The organism is Arthrobacter sp. 147(2020), from assembly GCF_013116715.1.
In the GTDB taxonomy this organism is placed as follows: Bacteria; Actinomycetota; Actinomycetes; order Actinomycetales; family Micrococcaceae; genus Arthrobacter_D.
The window spans coordinates 40,105-61,974 of sequence record NZ_JABFOM010000022.1 but is presented as its reverse complement, the minus strand read 5'-3'; the positions used below and the strand labels follow the sequence as shown (position 1 = coordinate 61,974).

At 66.1% G+C, this 21,870-nt stretch carries 20 protein-coding genes; 16 read left to right on the top strand and 4 right to left on the bottom strand.

What is annotated here, in order from left to right:
• From HMI58_RS13515 to HMI58_RS13440, 16 genes are all read left to right on the top strand, one after another.
• Positions 1 to 1,063: tRNA (adenine-N1)-methyltransferase (locus HMI58_RS13515; protein WP_171620466.1), on the top strand; the 1,063-nt coding region annotated here is incomplete at its 5' end.
• A 175-nt stretch (positions 1,064 to 1,238) separates the two neighbouring features.
• Positions 1,239 to 2,930, top strand: a complete 1,692-nt coding sequence (gene arc, locus HMI58_RS13510; RefSeq protein ID WP_318779222.1) for a proteasome ATPase — start codon at positions 1,239 to 1,241, stop codon at positions 2,928 to 2,930.
• A gap of 65 nt (positions 2,931 to 2,995) precedes the next feature.
• Positions 2,996 to 4,582 carry a depupylase/deamidase Dop gene (dop, locus tag HMI58_RS13505; RefSeq protein ID WP_205208183.1) on the top strand — a complete coding sequence of 529 codons (1,587 nt, stop codon included), beginning with the start codon at positions 2,996 to 2,998 and terminating at the stop codon, positions 4,580 to 4,582.
• A gap of 50 nt (positions 4,583 to 4,632) precedes the next feature.
• Positions 4,633 to 4,848 carry a ubiquitin-like protein Pup gene (locus HMI58_RS13500; protein ID WP_171585195.1) on the top strand — a complete coding sequence of 72 codons (216 nt, stop codon included), beginning with the start codon at positions 4,633 to 4,635 and terminating at the stop codon, positions 4,846 to 4,848.
• Positions 4,849 to 4,853: 5 nt separating this feature from the next.
• A complete protein-coding gene (prcB, locus tag HMI58_RS13495; RefSeq protein WP_171585196.1) occupies positions 4,854 to 5,678 on the top strand; it encodes a proteasome subunit beta in 825 nt (274 codons plus the stop codon).
• Between the two features lie 2 nt (positions 5,679 to 5,680).
• Complete coding sequence (gene prcA, locus HMI58_RS13490) at positions 5,681 to 6,418, top strand: proteasome subunit alpha (protein ID WP_171585197.1); 738 nt, start codon at positions 5,681 to 5,683, stop codon at positions 6,416 to 6,418.
• Positions 6,418 to 7,779: a Pup--protein ligase gene (gene pafA, locus HMI58_RS13485; protein WP_171620460.1), complete on the top strand. Its 1,362-nt coding sequence runs from the start codon at positions 6,418 to 6,420 to the stop codon at positions 7,777 to 7,779. Before prcA ends, pafA begins: the two co-directional genes overlap by 1 nt.
• Positions 7,780 to 7,925: 146 nt before the next feature.
• Complete coding sequence (locus HMI58_RS14980; RefSeq protein WP_171620458.1) at positions 7,926 to 8,861, top strand: FKBP-type peptidyl-prolyl cis-trans isomerase; 936 nt, start codon at positions 7,926 to 7,928, stop codon at positions 8,859 to 8,861.
• 39 nt (positions 8,862 to 8,900) lie between these two features.
• Positions 8,901 to 9,296, top strand: coding sequence for an FKBP-type peptidyl-prolyl cis-trans isomerase (locus HMI58_RS13475; protein WP_171585200.1), 396 nt, complete (start codon positions 8,901 to 8,903; stop codon positions 9,294 to 9,296).
• Positions 9,297 to 9,369: 73 nt separating this feature from the next.
• Entirely contained in the window at positions 9,370 to 11,337 is a 1,968-nt protein-coding gene (locus HMI58_RS13470) for a WYL domain-containing protein (protein ID WP_171620456.1), read from the top strand.
• A gap of 87 nt (positions 11,338 to 11,424) precedes the next feature.
• Positions 11,425 to 11,763 carry a hypothetical protein gene (locus tag HMI58_RS13465; RefSeq protein ID WP_171620454.1) on the top strand — a complete coding sequence of 113 codons (339 nt, stop codon included), beginning with the start codon at positions 11,425 to 11,427 and terminating at the stop codon, positions 11,761 to 11,763.
• Between the two features lie 75 nt (positions 11,764 to 11,838).
• Entirely contained in the window at positions 11,839 to 12,138 is a 300-nt protein-coding gene (gene tatA / locus HMI58_RS13460; RefSeq protein ID WP_171585203.1) for a Sec-independent protein translocase subunit TatA, read from the top strand.
• Positions 12,139 to 12,198: 60 nt separating this feature from the next.
• Positions 12,199 to 12,984 carry a twin-arginine translocase subunit TatC gene (tatC, locus tag HMI58_RS13455; RefSeq protein ID WP_171585255.1) on the top strand — a complete coding sequence of 262 codons (786 nt, stop codon included), beginning with the start codon at positions 12,199 to 12,201 and terminating at the stop codon, positions 12,982 to 12,984.
• A 54-nt stretch (positions 12,985 to 13,038) separates the two neighbouring features.
• Entirely contained in the window at positions 13,039 to 15,864 is a 2,826-nt protein-coding gene (locus tag HMI58_RS13450; protein WP_171620452.1) for a DEAD/DEAH box helicase, read from the top strand.
• Between the two features lie 32 nt (positions 15,865 to 15,896).
• Positions 15,897 to 17,555: an amidohydrolase family protein gene (locus tag HMI58_RS13445; RefSeq protein WP_171620450.1), complete on the top strand. Its 1,659-nt coding sequence runs from the start codon at positions 15,897 to 15,899 to the stop codon at positions 17,553 to 17,555.
• Positions 17,556 to 17,956: 401 nt separating this feature from the next.
• Positions 17,957 to 18,703 carry a polyprenol monophosphomannose synthase gene (locus HMI58_RS13440; protein WP_171620448.1) on the top strand — a complete coding sequence of 249 codons (747 nt, stop codon included), beginning with the start codon at positions 17,957 to 17,959 and terminating at the stop codon, positions 18,701 to 18,703.
• A 63-nt stretch (positions 18,704 to 18,766) separates the two neighbouring features.
• On the opposite strand, the gene HMI58_RS13435 is transcribed toward HMI58_RS13440, so the two are convergent.
• From HMI58_RS13435 to HMI58_RS13420, 4 genes are all read right to left on the bottom strand, one after another.
• Positions 18,767 to 19,114 (bottom strand): RNA polymerase-binding protein RbpA, encoded by a 348-nt coding sequence (locus HMI58_RS13435; RefSeq protein ID WP_024477045.1) that lies wholly within the window; start codon positions 19,112 to 19,114, stop codon positions 18,767 to 18,769.
• Between the two features lie 260 nt (positions 19,115 to 19,374).
• A complete protein-coding gene (locus HMI58_RS13430; RefSeq protein WP_171620446.1) occupies positions 19,375 to 20,310 on the bottom strand; it encodes an SPFH domain-containing protein in 936 nt (311 codons plus the stop codon).
• A gap of 82 nt (positions 20,311 to 20,392) precedes the next feature.
• Positions 20,393 to 20,872 carry an NfeD family protein gene (locus tag HMI58_RS13425; RefSeq protein WP_171585208.1) on the bottom strand — a complete coding sequence of 160 codons (480 nt, stop codon included), beginning with the start codon at positions 20,870 to 20,872 and terminating at the stop codon, positions 20,393 to 20,395.
• Positions 20,873 to 20,978: 106 nt separating this feature from the next.
• Positions 20,979 to 21,851 carry a putative RNA methyltransferase gene (locus tag HMI58_RS13420; RefSeq protein WP_171620444.1) on the bottom strand — a complete coding sequence of 291 codons (873 nt, stop codon included), beginning with the start codon at positions 21,849 to 21,851 and terminating at the stop codon, positions 20,979 to 20,981.
• Positions 21,852 to 21,870: the final 19 nt, after the last annotated feature.

Below are 21,870 nucleotides of genomic sequence, written 5' to 3'. Positions count from 1 at the left end.
CCACCCACCCCACGGTGCCGCCGCCCGCCGGGGCCCGTTCCGCGCGGGTGAGCGAGTACAGCTGACCGACGAGAAGGGCAGGATGAACACCATCACCCTGACCCCTGGCGGCGCGTTCCACACCCACAAGGGGTTCCTGCTGCATGACGGGCTGATTGGTTCCCTCGAGGGCACGGTCCTCGAAAACACCAGCGGCCAGCTCTACCAGGCGCTGCGCCCGCTGCTCTCCGACTTTGTCCTGTCCATGCCGCGCGGGGCCGCAGTGGTCTACCCCAAGGACGCGGGACAGATCATCACCATGGCGGACATCTACCCGGGGGCCCGCGTGGTCGAGGCTGGTGTCGGGTCGGGGGCGCTGTCCATCTCTCTCCTCCGGGCCGTCGGCGACGCCGGTTACCTCCACTCCTTTGAACGCCGCTCCGAATTCGCCGACATCGCTCAAGGCAACGTCGAAACAATTTTCGGCGGCCCCCACCCGGCCTGGAAAATCTCCCTGGGAGATTTCCAGGAACAAGTGGTCGAACAGGAAGAACCGGGAAGCGTCGACCGGGTGGTCCTCGACATGCTCGCCCCGTGGGAGTGCCTGGACGCCGTCGCCACGGTGCTCACCCCCGGCGGTGTCTGGATCAGCTACGTGGCCACCGTGACCCAGCTGTCCCGGACGGCTGAAGCGATCCGGGCTGACGGCCGGTTCACCGAACCGGACGGCTGGGAGTCGATGGTGCGCGGCTGGCACCTTGAAGGACTCGCTGTGCGGCCCGATCACCGGATGGTGGCACACACCGGCTTCCTACTGATCACCCGCCGCCTGGCACACGGGGTCACCGGCCTGACCACCAAGCGGCGCCCCTCCAAAACCGATTTCAGCGCCGAGGACCTCAACGCCTGGACCCCGCAGGCGGTCGGCGAACGTGAGGTCTCCGACAAGCGGCTGCGGAGGGTCGCCCGTGACGCCAGTTCCACCATCCAGCGCGGCGCACTGCCAGCCGACGAGGCCCAGGCCCGCCGCGACCAGGTCGCAGCCGACAACCTGCGGACGCCGGACGAGCCTTCCGGCCAGTAGCCGACGCCCCTCATGCAGCCGACTTTCAGGTATTACCCGGCGCTCTGCGCTATGGTCGAAGGAGAGCAATAACCAAGCACTGAAGGTGGCGATACGCATGGCTGACTTCGAGAACGTTGATCCAACGGAACCATCGGCTGGCGAAGCGCATCAGGCCGGTGCGGCAGCCAGCCAGCTGGCGGCGACCCAGCGCCAGTTGAACGTCCTGCGGGACCGGTTGCGCAACATCGACCGGCAGCTCGCGTCCGCGGCCCAGAACAACACCAAACTGGTGGCCGCTCTCGAAACCGCGCGGGCCGAGATCGTGCGACTCAAGGGCGCCCTCGAGAATGAGGGGGCCACACCGTTCAGCTTCGGCACGATCATCCAGATCAACGCCCAGCGGGCTACGGAGCCGGGGTCAACGGCGGCGGCCACCTTCCAGGAGAGCGCCGACATCCTGCAGTCCGGCAGGAAACTCCGGGTCGCCGTAAGCCCCCTGATCAACCTGGCGCAGCTGATGCCCGGCCAGGAGGTGCTGCTAAACGAATCCCTCACCATCGTCGCAGGCCTGGCCTTCGAGCGGGCCGGCGAACTGGTGACTGTCAAGGAACTGCTGGGCTCCGACCGTGCCCTCGTCATCGGACGCGCCGACGAGGAGCGGGTGGTTCGGCTCAACGGGCCCCTCCAGGCGGAGCGGATCCGCGTCGGCGACGCCCTCTCAGTCGACAACAGGTCCGGGTATGCGCTGGAGAAAATCCCGCGCAGCGAAGTGGAAAACCTGGTCCTCGAAGAGGTACCGGACATCGCCTACGAGGACATTGGCGGCCTCGGCCCCCAGATTGAACAGATCCGTGACGCCGTCGAACTACCGTTCCTGCACCCGGACCTGTACCGGGAACACGGGCTGAAAGCCCCGAAGGGGATCCTGCTGTACGGCCCGCCGGGCTGCGGCAAAACCCTCATCGCCAAGGCGGTAGCGAACTCCCTGGCCGCACGGGTGATGGAACGGACCGGGTCCAGCGAAACCCGGAGCTACTTCCTGAACATCAAGGGCCCGGAGCTGCTGGACAAGTATGTCGGCGAAACGGAACGCCACATCCGGCTGATCTTCGCCCGCGCCCGCGAGAAGGCGTCGGACGGCAGCCCTGTCGTGGTGTTCTTCGACGAGATGGACTCCCTCTTCAGGACCCGGGGCACCGGCGTGTCCTCCGACGTCGAGACCACCATCGTTCCGCAGCTGCTCAGCGAGATCGACGGCGTCGAGAAGCTGGAGAACGTCATTGTGATCGGTGCGTCCAACCGGGAAGACATGATCGACCCGGCGATTCTCCGGCCCGGCCGGCTGGACGTGAAGATCAAGATCCACCGCCCCGACGCGGAGGGAGCTGCAGAGATTTTCGGCAAGTACATCACCGAGAACCTGCCCCTGCACGCCGACGACCTGGGCGAGCACGGCGGCAGCCGTGCCGCCACGGTACAGGCAATCATCCGGCGCACTGTCGAGAAAATGTACTCCACCGAGAAATCGAATGAATACCTTGAGGTGACCTACGCCAACGGGGACACCGAGATGCTCTACTTCAAAGATTTCAACTCGGGGGCTGTCATCCAGAATGTGGTCGACCGGGCGAAGAAATACGCGATCAAGGACCTGCTGCTGGACAACCAGAAGGGTCTGCGGATCGAGCATTTCCTGCGCGCCGTCGTCGACGAATTCCGCGAGCACGAGGATCTTCCCAACACCACCAACCCGGACGACTGGGCGCGGATCTCCGGGAAGAAGGGGGAGCGGATCACCTATATCCGCACCATCGTGCAGGGCAAGGCAGGTCAGGAACCTGGGAAGACCATCGAAACCACTGCCAACACCGGACAGTATCTGTGACACCAGCCGGACCGCCGACCGATCCCTCTGTCCTCGACCCTGAACGGTTCTCCGCCCACCGCGTGATGGGCACCGAAACCGAGTACGGCATCATCGCCCCGTCCATCCCGGACGCGAACGCCACCATCCTGTCCTCGCAGGTGGTCAACGCGTACGCAGCGACCCTCCGCGAAGGTCTCGGCAACCTGGCGGGCACCCGGTGGGACTACACCGACGAGGCCCCGCTGGCGGACGCGCGGGGTTGGCACCAGGCCCGGCACTCAGCCGATCCGTCCCAGCTCACCGACACCCCACCGGTCCTGACCGCTGAACAGGTCGCCATGGTGGACCCGCCGCTCGACGACGTCGGCCCCCTGGACTCCGCGGTGCTGATGAATCTGGTCCTGAACAATGGTGCCCGGCTCTACGTCGACCACGCACACCCCGAATACTCGTCCCCGGAAGTGACCAACCCCCTGGACGCGGTCCTCTGGGACCGTGCCGGCGACGCCGTCGCCCTCACGGCGATGCGGCGGATCGCCGCCACCCCGGGCTTCGCGCCCGTCCACCTGTACAAGAACAACACCGACAATAAGAGCGTGTCCTACGGCTCGCACGAGAACTACCTGGTGCCCCGCAGTGTCCCGTTCCACCACCTCGCCGCGGTACTGATCCCGTTCTTCGTCACGCGACAGACCCTCTGCGGGTCAGGCCGGGTCGGTATCGGGGCGTTCAACCAGGCACCCGGGTTCCAGCTCAGCCAGCGGGCCGACTTCTTCGAGAACGAGATCGGGCTGGAAACCACAGTCCGGCGTCCCATCATCAATACCCGGGACGAGCCGCACGCAGTTGCCGAAAAGTACCGGCGCCTGCACGTGATCATTGGGGACGCGAACCTCAGCGAGACGTCCAACTACCTCAAGATGGGGACCACGTCACTCGTGCTGTCCCTGATTGACCGGCAGAGTGCCCCGGTCCCGGAAATCCTCGATCCGGTCCGCGAACTGCAGGCGGTCAGTCATGATCCCACCCTGAAGCACCGTGTCAGGCTGGTGGATGGCCGCTCGGTGACAGCACTGGATGTGCAGGAAATGTACCTCGACGCCTGCCTCCGCGAGTCCGACCGGCAGGGCGGCACCGACCCGCAAAGCGCAGATCTGCTGCACCGGTGGGGGTCGTTGATCGATGTGCTGCGTGGAAACCCCCTCGACGCGGCAGGGCAGCTCGACTGGGTGGCGAAACTCAAGGTCCTCGAGGCGTACCGGAGTCGCGACGGGATGGCGTGGGACGACCCGCGGCTGGCCCTGGTGGACCTCCAGTACTCGGACCTGCGACCGGAGAAGAGCATCTACCACCGATTGTCAGCGAGGGGTGACATCGACCGGCTGGTCACCGACGAGCAGGTCTCCGCCGCCGTCTCGAACCCACCGGAGGACACCCGGGCCTACTTCAGGGGGCACTGCATCAGCAGCTTCCCGCGGGAGGTGGTGGGTGCCAGCTGGGATTCAATCATCTTTGAACTCCCCTCCCAGCGGCGCCTGCAACGGATCCAGACCCGGGAACCACTGCGGGGCACCGCCGCGCTGACCAGGGAATTGTTCGCCGCGTCGGCTGACGCGGAAGAATTTGTTTCGCGGCTATTGAGCAGGCCACAATCCAACATGGCACCATAGAGTTCACTAGGTATTGCGCATCACATCCTCAGCAATGAAAGGTGCCAGCCATGGCTACACAGGACCGCAGAAACACCGGGTCACGCCCCGCGGAACAGGACGAGGAACAGGACACCGGAGTTCCCGACACTTCAGGGGCACCCGAGGGCGGAACACCCACGGCACAAACCCAGGGCGTCGACGACCTGCTGGATGAAATCGACGGGGTCCTCGAATCCAACGCCGAGGAATTCGTCCGCGGATTCGTCCAGAAGGGCGGGCAGTAACCTCCATGAAGTTAGAGGACGCCACCGCGTCGATCGGCCGTGCCGCCTCCACCTCGTTCAGCGGGTATCTCGGGGCGAACCATCCGGAACTGCTGCCCTCCAGCCGCTCCGCCGGGGGACTCACCCCGGCCAGCGCCCCCACGGTCGCGCCGCATGCCACCACGATCGTGTCGATGACTTACGCAGGCGGCGTCCTCATGGCTGGTGACCGGCGGGCGACGATGGGTAACATCATCGCCAGCCGGCACATCGAGAAGGTTTTCCCCGCTGACATGTACTCGGTATTGGGAATCGCCGGGAGCGCCGGCATAGCCCTCGACATCATGCGGCTCTTCCAGGTGGAGCTGGAACACTACGAGAAGATCGAGGGCGACCTGATGAGCCTCGACGGCAAGGCCAACCGGTTGGCCGCGATGATCCGGGCCAACCTGCCGCTGGCACTCCAGGGCCTCGCCGTGGTCCCCCTGTTCGCCGGATTCGACACCGCCCAGCGGGTCGGCCGGCTGTTCTCCTACGACGTGACCGGTGGCCGTTACGAGGAACAGGAACACCACAGTGTCGGATCCGGCGCCGCCTTCGCCCGCGGTGCACTGAAGAAGCTGTGGAAACCGAACCTTGACGAGGACCGCGCGGTACGGGTGGCAGTGGAGTCGCTCTACGACGCGGCAGACGACGATTCCGCGACGGGCGGTCCCGATGTGGTCCGCCAGCTGTGGCCGGTGGTCTACACGGCGAACAGCGCAGGCGCCCGCCGGGTACCCGAGCGGGAACTGGCCCTGGCCGCCGCCCAGGTGATTGACTCGCGGTCAGTGGCGGGCCGGGAGGCATGAGCATGACCCAACAGTTCTATGTGTCTCCTGAGCAGCTCACCCGGGACCGTGCCGACTTCGCCCGGAAGGGAATCGCCCGCGGCCGTTCGGTGGTGGTGCTGAGCTGCCGGGACGGGATCGCCCTGGTTGCAGAGAATCCCTCACCGTCGCTACACAAGGTCGGCGAGATCTATGACCGGATCGCTTTCGCCGCCGTCGGGAAGTACAACGAGTTCGAGAGCCTGCGGCAGGCAGGGGTCCGCTACGCCGACGTGCGGGGCTACTCCTACGACCGCGGCGACGTGACGGCCCGTGGGCTGGCCAGCGTCTACGCGCAGAGTCTGGGCGCCGTGTTCACCGCCGACAGCAAACCCTTCGAAGTGGAACTTGCCGTTGCCGAGGTGGGTTCCCACCCGGACTCGGACCACCTGTACCGGCTGACCTTCGACGGGTCGATCGCCGACGAACAACGGTTCATCGTGATGGGTGGGCAGGCAGACGCCGTGGTGGACGCACTCTCGAGCCGCTGGGACGCCGACCATGACTTCGGCGAAGCGGTGAGGACGGCCGTCGATGCCCTGCGTAACGACGGTGGAGGCGCCGTCGGGGGCGTCAGCGAACCCCGGGTCCGCCTGGACGCCGGCGCCCTGGAGGTCGCAGTCCTGGACCGTGACCCGCTGACCACCCGCGGTGCGCGGCGCGCGTTCCGACGGTTCCTCCCAGCTGAAGTCGCCACCATGCTCGAAGGGACGCAGCACTGATGGATCGCAGGATCTTCGGCATTGAAACCGAGTTCGGGATCGCCTATTCCGGACCGAACTCCCGTCACCTCTCACCCGAGGAGGTGGCCCGCTACCTGTTCCGTAAAGTGGTCAGCTGGGGGAGGTCCTCCAACGTTTTCCTCACCAACGGGTCCCGGCTGTACCTCGACGTCGGTTCACACCCCGAGTACGCGACCGCCGAGTGCGACGACGTCGCCCAACTGATCGCCCATGACCGGGCGGGGGAGCTGATCCTTGAGGACCTCGTCGCCGAGGCACAACGGCGGTTGGCCCACGAAGGGTACGACGGGCGGGTGTACCTGTTCAAGAACAACACCGACTCAGCAGGGAACTCCTATGGCAGCCACGAGAACTACCTCATTCCCCGGAAGCTGGAGTTCAGCCGCCTGGCCGACATTCTGATCCCGTTCCTGGTCACCCGGCAACTGCTGGTCGGGGCCGGAAAGGTCCTCAAGACACAGACCGGCGCCATCTACGCCTTCTCGCAGCGCGCCGACCACATCTGGGAGGGTGTCTCCTCCGCGACCACCCGGTCACGGCCCATCATCAACACCCGGGACGAACCCCACGCCGACGCCGAGTACTACCGCCGGCTCCACGTGATCGCCGGGGACTCGAACATGTCCGAAACCACCGCCATGCTCAAGGTGGGGTCGGTGGACCTGATCCTGCGGATGATCGAGGCCGGCGTCATCATGAAGGACTTCCGGCTGGAGAACCCGATCCGCAGCATCAGGGAAATCTCCCACGACCTCACCGGCAAACAACCGCTCAAACTGGCCAGCGGGCGCCGCATCTCTGCGCTTGAAATGCAGCGGGAGTACCTCTCCCGGGTCCGCCAGTTTGTCGACACGAACGGCGCCCACACCCCTCACGTCGAGCGGATCCTTGAACTGTGGGGCCGCACCCTGGACGCCGTTGACACCGGGGACCACTGGCTCGTCGACCGCGAGATCGACTGGGCCATCAAGAAGAAGCTGATCGACAGTTACCGCGGCCGCCACGGGCTGGGGCTCGAATCGGCGCGAGTGGCGCAACTCGATCTCACCTACCACGACATTTCCCGGGAACGCGGCCTGTACTTCCTGCTCCAGCAGCGCGGAGAAACCGACCGGGTGGTGGACGACGTCGACATCAAGAACGCGGTGGACATCCCACCCCAGACCACCCGGGCGCGTCTGCGGGGCGAGTTTGTGCGGCGCGCCAAGGAAGCCAACCGGGACTTCACCGTCGACTGGGTGCACCTCAAACTCAACGACCGCGCCCAGCAGACGATCCTCTGCAAGGACCCGTTCCAGTCGGTCGACGAACGGGTCGAAGCGCTGCTCGCGCAGCTGTGAATACGCAGGGAAACTGCCGGAGGAACAGGTGCGCGGGAGAAACCTCAGTTACTCAACCGTTAGGCTGGTGAGGTTCATTCATCAGTTACGGCCCGTCTGTCGCGGCCGGATGGCATGCACCACCGATCAACAGTGAAAGAAGCACCGTGCGAAAAGCTCTCACCCTGACTCTGCCCCTCCTGCTTGCGCTGACTGCCTGTGGTGGTGACGCTGGCTCCGATGGCCCTGGGGGGAAGACCGCCGGGGACGCCGCGATCCTGGAATCCGTTCGCGTTGACGGCGGCACCGATGAGGAAGCCCCCGAAGTAACCTTCGAGTCGCCCCTGGAGGTCACCGGCCCCGCAGCCGCAGCCATCACCACCGGCGAGGGCGAACCCATCGCCGACGGCGACCGCGTCTCGTTCCACCTGGTGGGGCTCAACGCCGAGGACGGCTCAGTGCTCGGAGACACCTACTCCGCCGGGCAGCCGCAGACCCTCGACCTGACTGAGCAGCTCCAGGAGGTTGACCCGGAGCTGTACGAGGTGCTGCTGGGCACCCCCATCGGCTCTCAGATCGCCTACACCACAGTCCTTGAGGGTCAGGACCCGCAGCAGCTGATCGTCATGCGCGTGCTGAGTGCCGAAGAGGCACCCCCCGTTCCCGAGGTCCTCAGCCCCGAAGCGGTCGAGGAACTCGACGCCGGCGGCCAGCTGCCCACGTTCACCTTCGACGACGACGACGCGCCGGTCATTGAGATCCCCGACAATGAGCCCTCTGACGACCTGGTCATCAAGGTTCTTGAGGCCGGCGACGGCGAAGTGGTCACCGAGGCCGACACCATCGCCGCCAACTACGCTGGCTGGCGCTGGGAAGACGGAGAGCAGTTCGACTCCAGCTACCCCGGCGGCGAGCCCGTCGAGTTCCCCCTGACCGGCGTCATCGAAGGCTGGACCAAGGGCCTCGCCGGCCAGACCGTGGGCAGCAAGGTGCTGCTGGTCATCCCCGCCCCCATGGGCTACGGCGACCCGGCACCCGAGGGACGCCCGTCCGGCACCCTCGCGTTCTATGTAGAAATCGTCGAGAAGGTCGCCGCCGAATAGTTTCGGCGGCACCTGTTCACCACCATCTCAAGGAGAAATATGTCTATCGGATCAAACGGAACCGACCGCACCAAGCCGGAGATCGAATTCCCCGGCACCGAAGTCCCCACCGAACTGGTCATCTCTGACCTGATCGAGGGCTCCGGCGACGAGGCCAAGGCCGGGGACACCGTCTCCGCCCACTACGTGGGTGTCGCCTTCTCCACCGGGGAAGAGTTCGACTCCTCCTGGAACCGGGGTGCACCGCTGGACTTCAAGGTGGGCATCGGCCAGGTCATCCAGGGTTGGGACCAGGGCCTGCTCGGCATGAAGGTCGGCGGACGTCGCCGGCTGGAAATCCCGGCGAACCTCGCCTACGGTGACCGCGGCGCGGGTGGGGCGATCGCTCCCGGCGAATCGCTGATCTTCGTGGTCGACCTGATGGGCCTGCGCTAACCGCAGTACCTGTTCGACCGATGGCCGGGGCACAGTGTGCCCCGGCCATCGTCTTGCAGGTACTCTTGCCAACGTGTCAGCTAAACGAACGGAACGCCTCCTCACCCTGGTCATGCTGCTGCTCTCCACGCAGCGCGGCTACACCAAGGAGGAGCTGTTCAGGGAAATCGAACTCTACGCCGGGGCACCCACACCCTCGGCCCGGGAAAAACTCTTCGACCGGGACAAGGCGATGCTCCGCGAACAAGGGATCCCCGTCCAGTCCTTCAGCGATGATCCCGCCTTCGATCACGACAACTCCATCCGCCGCTACCGGATCGACGCCGCCGAGTACCGGCTGCCCGCCGTGACCTTCAGCGCCGAGGAATCAGCCGCGCTGACCCTCGCCGCCGGCATGTGGGATGTAGCCACCCTCGACTCGGCAGCCGCCCGGGCCCTGCGGAAGCTGCAGGACCGCGGCGCGGCCGACGACGGCCCCGCGCCCCTTCCCGTGGAACCCCGCATCCGGACCAATGAGCCGCACTGGGACGAGGTGTGGCGTGCCACCACCTCCCGCCGCCCGATCTCCTTCGGCTATCGCGCAGCAAGCACCGGGCGGGAAGAACCACGCACCCTCCAACCCTGGGGGATGGGCAGCCGCTACGGGCACTGGTACGTGGTGGGCCTGGACCTGGACCGCGGCGAGGAACGGTACTTCAGGCTCTCCCGGATAACGACGGCACCGAAGCTCCTGGAGGGCACCTATGAGGTGCCCGAGAACTTCGCGATGCACGATTCACTTGACTCCCTCGACCGTGCAGGCGACCCCTTCGAAGCAGTAGTGGCTGTGCAGCCCGATACCTGCCACCTGCTGCGCACCCGCCGCGGCGCAGTCCTGGACGGTGCCGATGGCGGCTGGGATCTGCTGCGCTTCCCCTACGGCGATCCGGGTGACACCGCCGCCGACATCGCCGCCTTCGGACCCCGCGCCCGGGCCGTCGCCCCAGCCGACCTGGTGGATCAGGTACGCGACCGGTTGATCCGCGCGGCCGCCGCTCAGGAGGGACCCTTCCCGGTGGTCGAGTTCACCGGTCCGGCGCCACGTCCAGTCCGCCGCAAGGCCTCAGCCGACACGCGGCTACGGAGACTGCTCGACCTGGTGCCCTACCTCCTGGACCATCCCGGGGCGGACATGGAAGAGACCGCCAGGCGGTTCGGTGTCACCCGCGACCAGCTAGCCGCCGACCTTGAGCTGCTGTTCGTCAGCGGACCCCGCTACTACCCGGACGGCCTGGTCGAGGTCAGCCTCGACGGGGACCGCATTTTCCTCAGCAACGCCGACAACCTCGCGGCACCGGTCCGCCTGAACCTCGACGAGGCCTGCACCCTCATCGTGGGGCTGGACACGCTCCGCCGGCTGCCCGGTCTGGATCCCGGGTCCGCAGCGGCCAGCGCCCACGCGAAACTCACCGAGGCTGCCGGGGACGCCGGTCGGGCAGGGAAAGCCATCGCCACCACCCTGACCGACGATGCAGTGGGGCCCACCCTCGAAACCCTCCAGACCGCCCTCCGCGACCGGGTTCAGCTGGAACTGACCTATCTGGTGCCCGCCCGCGACGAGGTCACCTACCGGACTGTGGAACCGATCCGCGCCTTCTCCCGCGACGACGTCTGGTATCTCCAGGCCTGGTGCATCGGCGCGGAGGCAGTCAGGAACTTCCGGCTGGACCGGATCCAGGACGCCCGGGTCACCACGGTTCCCGTTCAGGCAGGGCCCCGGCCGGTGCCGGTCGGCGACGCGGTGTTCCGCCCGGCCGCGGGCGACGAGCTGGTGACCTTCATCCTCCAGGATCCCGCCCGCTGGGTCGCCGAGCACTACGACGCCGCCCGGACCGTCGAGCTGCCCGAGGGACGGCTGGCAGCAGAGATACGGGTAGCTACCACCTCGTGGATCCCGGGCCTGGTCGGCAGGCTCGGAGGGGACGCCATGGTCAGCGCCCCCGAGGATCTGTCACGGGAGTGCTCGGCCTGGCTGTCCGCTGCCCGGCTGAACTATCCCTAACCGCTCTGGCCGGTACCGTGCGCATCAGTCAGCAGGGGTCCCGCGGCGCTGTCCCCGCGACAGCCAGGACTCCCTTAGACTTGAATCATGCCTTGGTGGACGTGGATTGTGATCTGGGTGGCCCTGCTTGCGCTGACCCTCCTGGTACTTGCCGCGCTCGGGTACTACCTCTTCCGGAAGGTCAAAGCCCTCCTCAAAGAGGTGGAGCATGCCGGTGAGGTATTTGACCGGTCGACCACCCCCGCGGCCAGCCCGGACGAAGCCGTCCGGGAATTCGTGCCGGCAGTGTTCCGCGACCCCGCGGACGTCAGGGATGAACGGGCTGTGGGTAAGGCCCTGCGGGTTGCCAAGCGCCGTGAACGCCGCGTGCACCGCCGGGTGAACCGCTCCCAGCCCGTGAGCCTGAGAGATCTCCCGCATGTCTAGGGCCCGGTCCGTGCAGGATCAGAGGGTGACCCATGCAGGGAATCGCCTTAGCGAGAACTATGAAAGGATTTCATCATGAGACCTGAAGGCTGGGCACTAGTTGCCATTGTAGTTGTCGCACTGCTGCTTTTCGGAGCGCCCAAGCTGCCGGGCCTGGCCCGGAGCGTCGGCCAGTCCCTCCGGATTTTCAAGTCCGAGGTGAAGCAGATGAAGGACGACGGTCCGTCCGAGGCGGCCGACGACGGCGCACCCGTCGAGGGACGCGTTGTCCCGCCAGCACGCAGCCGCTCAGACCACCCCGATCAGCAGGGTCCGGCCACACCCGGACAGCACAATCCGCCGGGTCCAGCCGATCCGACGTCGCGCACACCCTAGGGTGAGCTGGCGGTGCTGAAGGTGCGCGGCAGAGGTCGCAAATCCAACCCCGAGGCGCGGATGGCTCTCCGGGAGCACCTGCTGGAAGCCCGGAATCGCCTGATCAAATCGGCGATCGCGCTGGTCCTCGGGACGGTGGTGGGGTTCTTCATCTACAACCCTGTCCTCACCGCGCTGTCACAGCCGATCCTGGACATCAACGCCCGTGAGGGCCGGGAAGCGGTCCTGAACTTCGCCGGGGTCGCCTCGCCGTTCGATCTGCTCGTGCAGATCTCGGTCTTTATCGGGATCATCCTGGCGAGCCCGGTCTGGCTCTACCAACTATGGGCGTTCATCACCCCCGGACTCAAAACCAAGGAACGCCGGGTGGCGTTGTCCTTCATCGCCGTCGCCGTGCCCCTGTTCCTCGCGGGGATCTACCTCGCCTGGCTGGTGCTGCCGAACGCGGTCCGGGTACTGACCGATTTCACCCCCAGCGGGTTCTCGAACTTCATCCTCGTCACCGAGTACATCACCTTTGTGTTGCGCCTCATGCTCGCCTTCGGGATCGCCTTCCTGCTCCCGGTGGTGCTGTTCGGGCTGAACCTGGTGGGAATCCTCACCGGCCGGCAAATCCTGAAAGCCTGGCGGATCACCGTCTTCCTGATCTGCGTCTTCGCCGCCATGGCTGCACCCGGCGGCGACGCGCTCGGCATGCTCTACCTGGCCGCCCCGATGGTGGTGCTCTTCTTTATCGCCATCATGCTGTGCCTCGTGAACGACAAGCGGCGAGACCGCCGGCGGGCCGCACAGGACGCCGAGGTGGAAGCCAGCGCCGACACCGCGTCCCCCCTCGACGAGCTTTAGGCACCCGAGCCGGACGTTGCAAACCCGCCAGCCGGGACAGATTAGGCTTGAACCATGACCTCCCCCGCCGAGCGGTACCAGCTAGCACAGGCGCGCACCGCACACTCAGCAACCGCGCTGTTCCAGTTCGAGCAGACCCTGGGATTCGACCTGGACCAGTTTCAGCGGGACGCCTGTGTCTGCCTTGAAGCGGGCCGCGGCGTGCTGGTCGCGGCGCCCACCGGCGCAGGCAAGACAGTCGTCGGAGAGTTCGCCGTGTATCTGGCCCTGGAAAAGGGTCTCAAGGCGTTTTATACCACCCCCATCAAAGCCCTCAGCAACCAGAAGTACTCGGAACTGTGCGCGGTCTACGGCTCGGACCGGGTGGGTCTACTCACCGGCGATACGACGATCAACCCGGACGCCCCCGTCGTCGTCATGACCACCGAAGTGTTGCGGAACATGCTGTACGCGAACTCGGATACCCTCGACGACCTCGGGTACGTGGTCATGGACGAGGTGCACTATCTGGCGGACCGGTTCCGTGGGGCCGTCTGGGAAGAAGTGATCATCCACCTGCCCTCCGAGGTCCGGCTCGTGTCACTGAGCGCGACGGTATCCAACGCCGAGGAGTTCGGGGCGTGGCTGGACACCGTCCGCGGCCACACCGACGTGGTGGTCTCCGAGCACCGCCCCGTTCCCCTCTGGCAGCACGTGATGGTGGGGCAGAACCTCCTGGACCTGTTCGCCGGGGAGGTGGCCTTCGACGAAGCGGCCCCCGCCGGAGCCGAGTCCGGCGCGCAGGACCGGTACGAGGTCAACCCCGAACTCCTGGAACTGGCCAGTTCGGAAACCCGGCTGACCCAGCGGGCCAACTGGGGAGCGGGCGGTGGCTCACGGCGGGGGAGGGGCCCGGCGAAACGGCCGCCGCAGGCTGTATCCCGCGTGCGGCGTGCCACCCGCCCCCAGGTGATCAGCGCCCTGGACAAGGACGGATTGCTCCCCGCGATCACCTTCATCTTTTCCCGCAACGGCTGCGAGGCAGCCGTCAGCCAGTGCCTCGACGCCGGGTTGTGGCTCACCACTGAGGCCGAACGGGAGATCATCAGCCTGCGGGTGGACGAGGCAGCGGTCGACCTGCCGCCCGAGGACCTGGCGGTGCTCGGCTTCTGGGAGTGGCGGGAAGGGTTGATCCGCGGTTTCTCCGCCCACCACGCCGGGATGTTGCCCACCTTCAAGGAAGTCGTCGAGAAGCTCTTCGCCATGGGGCTGGTGAAGGCCGTCTTCGCCACTGAAACCCTGGCGCTCGGCGTGAACATGCCCGCCCGGTCGGTGGTGCTGGAGAAGCTCGACAAGTTCAACGGCGAGGCGCACGTGAACGTGACAGCGGGGGAGTACACCCAGCTGACCGGCCGCGCAGGCCGCCGGGGCATCGACGTGGAAGGTCACGCCGTCGTCCTCTGGCAGCCCGGCACCGATCCCGGTGCGGTGGCTGGGCTGGCGTCCCGGCGTACCTACCCGCTGAATTCCAGCTTCCGTCCCACCTACAACATGAGCATCAACCTGCTCGCCCAGTTTGGGCAGGACCGCTCCCGCGAGATCCTCGAGACCTCCTTTGCCCAGTTCCAGGCGGACCGCTCGGTGGTGGGGCTCGCGAAGCAGGTGCGGACCCGTGAGGAGTCCCTCAAGGGCTACGAACAGTCGATGACCTGCCACCTGGGGGACTTCACCGAGTACTCGAAGCTACGCCGGGAACTGTCGGACCTCGAGACCCTCGCCGCTAAAGCCTCGTCCCGGAACCGCCGGTCAGCAGCCGCGTCGTCCCTGGAAATGCTGCGGCCCGGTGATGTCATTGATGTGCCGGCCGGTCGGGTCCAGGGGTACGCAGTGGTCCTCAGCCCTGACAATTCCCGGGAGCCGCGGCCCACCGTGCTGACCGAAGACAAGCAGATCCGACGCGTGGGTGTGCAGGACCTCACCGGGCCGCTGGACGTCCTGTCCCACATCAGGATCCCCAAGAACTTCAACGCCCGTAGCCCCAAGGACAGGCGCGACCTCAGCTCGTCGCTCCGCAACGCGCTGCACGACAAACGTCCGCCCCGCCGCGGTACGGGCCCCCAGGACGGCTTCCTCTCCGGCGCCACCGACCGCCAAGAGGCGGCCATCACTGAACTGCGCCGGAAACTCAGGGCTCACCCCTGCCACGGCTGCAGCGACCGGGAGCAGCACGCCCGGTGGGCCGAACGGTGGTGGAAGCTCCGCCGCGAAACCGACCGGCTGACCAGTCAGATCCGGGGGCGCACCAATACCATCGCCAAGACCTTCGACCGGGTCTCCGATGTCCTGCTCCATTACGGGTACCTGCAGGACACGCCGTCGGGCACCACCATCACCGCTGCCGGCCGCAAGCTGCGCCGGGTGTATGGCGAGAAGGACCTCCTGATCGCGCTGTCCCTCGAGCACGGCGCCTTCGAGGGACTGGACGCCGCCGAAACAGCGGCGCTAGCCTCTGTCCTCGTGTACCAGGCGAAGCGCGAGGAGCGCGGACTGCGCCCGAAAATGCCGGGGGCAACCCTGGACCACTCGATCGACGTCGTCGTCCGCCAGTGGTCCGCGCTGACCGACCTTGAGGAACAGTTCAAGTTGCCGGTCACCGGGGAGCCCGAGCTGGGTCTCGTCTGGCCCATGTACAAGTGGGCCAGAGGGAAGGCCCTCCAGCCCGCCCTCAGCGGAACCGACCTGGCCGCCGGAGATTTCGTCCGGTGGACCAAGCAGGTCATCGACCTGCTCGATCAGCTGGCCAAGATCGACGACCTGCCGAGCGGGCAGCGCCGACGATGCATCGATGCCATTGGACTCATCCGTCGCGGCGTGGTGGCCTACTCGGCCATCGGCGACTAGAAATCACCTTCCCCCACCTGTCTGGAGCACGCATGACCCCGCCCCGCCCTGTTCTATACCGCAACGGCTCCGTCTATAGCGCAGCGGATCCGTTTGCGACGGCCATGCTGGTCGACGGCGACACGGTCGCCTGGATCGGCTCCGAGCATGCCGCCGAGTCACTCGCAGATTCCACCATGACGGTCGTCGACCTCGCTGGCGCACTGATCACCCCTGGATTCGTCGACTCCCACGTCCACACCACCGAGACCGGTCTGGCCCTGGAGTCCATTGACCTCGGAGGCTGCGGCAGCCTCAACGAACTGCTGGACCGGGTCGCCGCCGCCGCGAGGAGCGGTGTGGGTACCGTTCTGGGCCACGGCTGGGACGAATCCCGCTGGCCGGACCGGACCGTGCCCACGGCTGCGCAGCTGGACCTGGCCGGCAACGGGAAACCCGTGTACCTGACGCGCGCCGACGTCCATTCGGCGGTGGTGTCCGGCTCGCTGGCGTCCACCCTCGGGCTGGCAGCCCTCGACGGCTGGGACAACGGCTTCGTGGTGCGGGACGCCCACGTCACCGCCCGGCTGGCCTCACGGAACCTCGATGACGCTCAGCGAACCTCATACCAACGGGCAGCCCTCCGGCGGGCGGCAGCCAACGGAATCGTTGCTGTCGCCGAGATGGGCGCACCGCACATCTCGCCCGCCGCCGACCTTCAGGCGCTGCTGCGGCTCGGCCAGAACCCGGCGGATGAGCCGCTCCCCGAGGTGCTGGCCTACTGGGGTCAGGCCGTCGGGTCGGCGTCCGAGCTAAGGGACATCCTGGAGATCTTCGACGGGCGCCTGGCCGGACTTGGAGGCGACCTGAACGTCGACGGGTCGATCGGTTCCCGCACTGCAGCCCTGAGAGAGCCCTACTCGGACGACTCCCACCAGGGCACCGTGTTCCTGGATGCTGATGCCGTCGCCGCTCATCTGGGCGCCGCGACGAGTATCGGGTTGCAGTCCGGTTTCCACGTGATCGGAGACGCCGGACTGGACGTGGTGCTCGACGGCTTGTCGCGTACGGCGGGGGAGCACGGCATCGAGAAGGTACGAAAGGCCCGCCACCGTCTGGAGCACGTGGAGCTCGCCGACAGCGACGCCATCGCCCAGTTGGTCCACTTCGGCGTGACCGTCAGCGCCCAACCGGCGTTCGACGCCCGCTGGGGAGCCGTCGGCGGCCTCTACAGCCAGCGGCTGGGGGAGGCCCGGATGGCCGGCATGAACCCTTTTGCCAGTTTCCTTGCGGCAGGGGTACCCCTGACCTTCGGATCCGACAGCCCCGTCACCTCGCTCGACCCGTGGTCCACCCTGCGGGCCGCTGTCCTGCACAACAACCCGGCCCAGCGCATCTCCGCCCGAGCCGCTTTCATCGCCCACACCCGGGCGGGGTGGCGGGCGGTGGGGTCCGGGAACCCCCTCCTCGGCCAGCTGGTGCCGGGCGCTCCGGCGTCCTACGCGGTATGGGAGGTGGAGGAACTGATGGTGCAGACGGCGGACAGCCGGGTCCAGTCCTGGAGCACCGATCCGCGGGCCGGAACACCCTTGCTGCCCGCCCTTGATACAGCCTCGGATCCCTTCTGCCTGGAAACGGTGCACCACGGCCGGCAGCTGTACCAGGCCGAAGGTTTCAACGAATTACCCTCTACCCTTCAGCCCGCGTCCTGACCTGCGGAAACATGAGTTTCCGCAGGTCAGCGGGCTGTTGACACGAACTCCACAGCGCGTAGGCTGTGGTGTCAACGGGTTGAGAAAGTCAGGAACCATAGCTCACCCGACCGAACCGGTTTGATTTCATGCCTGCGGCAGCCACCACCATTGAAGATGGCTAGACATGTGTCACGGTATCGGTGCTCATGAAACGGGTAGGTTCGCGCGTCAGTAGAAAACAGCTGGATCGTTGTCGATCCGTGCTGGCCCGAAGGCGCGCGAACCTACCCAAATCATGATGACGACCTGACCCCACCGGCTTTTCGATCCTGCGCGGGCATCCAATATACTGGGCGTTTGGTTCCGACCCCCGGGACGTGCGCTGCGGCGCACCTGCTACTTGACCAAAGGTTGCCTGCGTGCGAGTCGTCACCATCATTCCCACCTACAACGAGATCGAGTCGCTGCCGCTGACGGTTGCCCGTCTCCGCAGTGCCGTGCCCCACTCGGATGTCCTGGTGGTGGATGACAACAGTCCTGACGGCACGGGCGACCTGGCTGACACGCTCGCCGCCGCCGACCCCCAGATCCACGTGCTGCACCGTCAAGGCAAGGCGGGGCTTGGGGCCGCCTACATCGCCGGGTTCACCTGGGGGCTCGACGCCGGCTACGACGTGCTGGTGGAGATGGACGCTGACGGCTCACACCGCCCTGAACAGTTGCAGTCGCTGCTGGAGAAGGTGGCTGACGCGGACCTGGTGATCGGTTCCCGATGGGTTCCGGGAGGGTCGGTGGTGAATTGGCCGCGACGCCGGAAACTCCTGTCCAGGGCGGGCAGCACCTACTCCAGGATCATGCTCGGCATCAACGTCAGGGACATCACCGCCGGGTACCGGGCGTTCCGCCGCGAGACCCTTGAAAAACTCGATCTGACCCAGGTGGATTCAGTCGGTTATGGCTTCCAGGTGGACATGACCTTCCGGGTCGCCAAACTGGGCCTGAAGATCGTTGAGGTGCCGATCACGTTCGTCGAGCGCGAATTTGGGGCGTCGAAGATGAGCGGCGGCATCGTCCTGGAAGCCATCGGAAATGTCACCCGGTGGGGCCTTGCTGCACGCTGGCGTGCTCTCACCACCCGCGGTGAGCCCAGCAACATCACCGGTTAGCCAGGACACAAAAAAAGCCGGGCCTACTGCCCGGAGGCAGGAGGCCCGGCTTTGTCAGTGCATCTAGGCGGACTGACGTTCTCCGCGGCGTTCCCGAAGAATGGTCAGGCGGTCCTGGAGGATCTGCTCCAGCTCGTCCATGCTGCGGCGTTCCAGCAGCATGTCCCAGTGCGTACGCACCGGCTTGTCACCTGAGGTGTCGGGGCGCTCTCCGTCGACGAGCAGCGCTTCCTTGCCGGTCTTGGATACCCAGACCGGTGGGACGTCAGCTTCCGCCGCAAAGGTGACGAACACCCGCTCGCCGTCTCCGCAGCGGTATTCGACCCGCTGACGGGGAGCCGGCTCAACCCCGGATTCTGTCTCCATGCTCTGCGCTCCGAGGCGCATTCCGCGCAAGCTACGATCGCTCATGTATTCTCCTACTCAACAATTTGGCATCCGTAACGGCGGATGGTGGTGTGGCGTTTTCCGCCACGTCCTGCCATCTACATAACGCTGTGGAATTTGAGTCTGTTCCCGATCACAGCAGCGAAACTACGGCAAACACACAATTATACGCCGGAGTGGTGGCCAAACAGAAACGGCCGGCTAGCGGTTGGCTAGCCGGCCGTCATCGGTCGGGGAATTCCCCGGGGTCAGGTCCGGTAGGGGACGGTCAGGCGGTGACGGTTCTAGGCCCTGTAGGAAGGTGAGGCACTTTCGCCGTCGGGAGCGTCAGCCGTCGTGTTACCGAGGACGTTACCAATTCCCTTGAGCGCTTCGCCAACCTCGCTGGGAATGATCCACAGCTTGTTGGAGGACCCTTCGGCGAGCTTCGGAAGCGTCTGGAGGTACTGGTACGCGAGCAGCTTCTGGGTCGGGTTGCCCTTGTGAATGGCGTCGAAGACCTTCTGGATGGCTTGGGACTCACCGTCGGCGCGCAGGATGGCTGCCTTGGCATCACCCTCCGCGGCGAGGATCGCCGCCTGCCGCTGACCCTCGGCGGTGAGAATCTGGGACTGCTTGGTGCCCTCGGCGGTCAGGATGGCCGCGCGGCGGTCCCGCTCCGCGCGCATCTGCTTCTCCATCGAGTCCTGGATGGACAGAGGAGGATCGATGGCCTTCAGCTCCACCCGCGACACGCGGATGCCCCAGCGCCCGGTGGCTTCATCGAGGACCCCACGGAGTTGTCCGTTGATCTGGTCACGGGAGGTCAGCGCCTCTTCGAGGTTCAGACCACCGACGACGTTACGCAGGGTAGTGGTGGTCAGCTGTTCAACGGCCTGGATGTAATTGGCAATCTCGTAGGTCGCCGCCCGCGGGTCAGTGACCTGGAAGTAGACCACCGTGTCGATCGAAACCACCAGGTTGTCCTCGGTGATGACAGGCTGCGGTGGGAAGGACACGACCTGCTCGCGCAGATCAAGCAGGGGAAGCAACCGGTCCACGAAGGGGATCAGGATCGTCAGGCCTGGCTGGAGGGTTCGCTGGTACTTTCCCAGCCGTTCCACCACGCCAGCGCGGGCCTGAGGAATGATCCTGACCGATTTAACCAGCACGATCAGGACGAAGATTATCAGGGCAATCAGGACGACTGTTAGTCCGATGGCCCCTGCGTCGCTAGGCATGTGTTCCCCTTTGAGGTTGGTGGCACAGGTCCAGTGTCACGGGTAAGTGCCACTGGGATGGGTAGACGGTTGGCGATGGAGCCTAGACGGCGCCGGAGTCGGCGGCTTTCGGCTGAGCAGGTGCTGAGATCAGGGCGGTGGCTCCGTCGATTCGTGAAACTGCGACGCGTTCGCCGGCAGGGATCAGGGAGCCGTCGACGGTCCGGGCAGACCAGGTGTCGCCGCCGATCTTCACGGTGCCGGATTCCCCGGTCACCACGTCGAGGGTCAGCGCTGATTCGCCGATCAACCGGTCGATGTTGCTCAGCTGCTCGGGGGAGCCACGCTTCAGGTGTTTCAGGGCAACCGGCCGAACCACCAGCACCATGAGCAGGGACACCACGCAGAACACCACGACCTGCAGGAAGAAGGCCGCGCCGATGAAGGTGCTGATCATGGCGGCGAGGGCGCCCATAGCCATCATGATGAAGAACAGGTCGAGAGTCAGGGTTTCCACAGCGGCAAGCCCCAGGAACAGGACGAGCCAGAGTATCCAGCCGTTCTCCATAAGCCACTCAAACATGTCTTCCCCTTGGGCTAGGGCGCCATTGGGCGCACGTACTGCGTACCTCCATCATGCCAAAGCAGAGTGACGAAACCTAGGGATGGGAAGCACGACAGGGCGGTTGTTATACATCCGCAAGGGTCGCGGTCCCCGCTGACCGCCCGAACACCTGGACGGTGAAACGGGCTCTAGCCCCGGTCCACTCCGGGAGACTGGCGAGCCGGTCCAAGAGCACGGCCTGGTCCAGATGGTGTCCGGCCGGACCCATCAGGGCCGCGTTGTAGACGTCGGTGCGCGAGAGGCGCAGCGGATAGTCAACAACTACCGCCTCCATCTCGTGGAACAAACCGGCCAGCGTGGTGGACACCCCGTCGGCCTTGTCTCCGGGCACCACGAGCAGGCCGGCGTCGTCGGCGATCTCCGCCAGGTGACCAGGCAGGGGGGTCACCACCACCAGCACGCCGCCGGGCCGCAGCACCCGGTGGAACTCCTCAGGATTGCGGGGAGCGAAAATGTTCGTCAAGAGGTCGACCGCGCCGTCCTGGATGGGCAGCGGGCGCCAGACATCCCAGACCAGGCAGACGCCGTCGTCGTCGAGAAGCCGTGCGGCACGGCGCAGGGCGAACTTGGAGATGTCCAGGGCCACCAGGGAGGCTTCCGGGTGGCCGCGGCGCAACCCGTCAAGGTAGTAGCCGGTGCCTGCTCCGGCGTCCAGGATTACCCGCGGCGCCACGGCCCGCCGCTGCGCCAGGACTGAGACCGTGTCCCGGAGGCGGTCGTAGTGGCCCGCTCCGAGGAAGTCGGTCCGGGCCTGCACCATTGCGGCAGTATCGGGCAGGAACGGCGTGCCCCGGCCGGTGAGCAGGTTGAAGTACCCCTGCTTCGCCGCATCAAACCGGTGCCCGGTTGCGCACCCGAGGGTCCGGCCCGTTGCCGAGAGTTCAAGCACCACCGAGCACACGGGGCAGCGCAAAATGTTCTCCGGGAGGCGGGGCATGCCTTCATCCTAGGGCCCG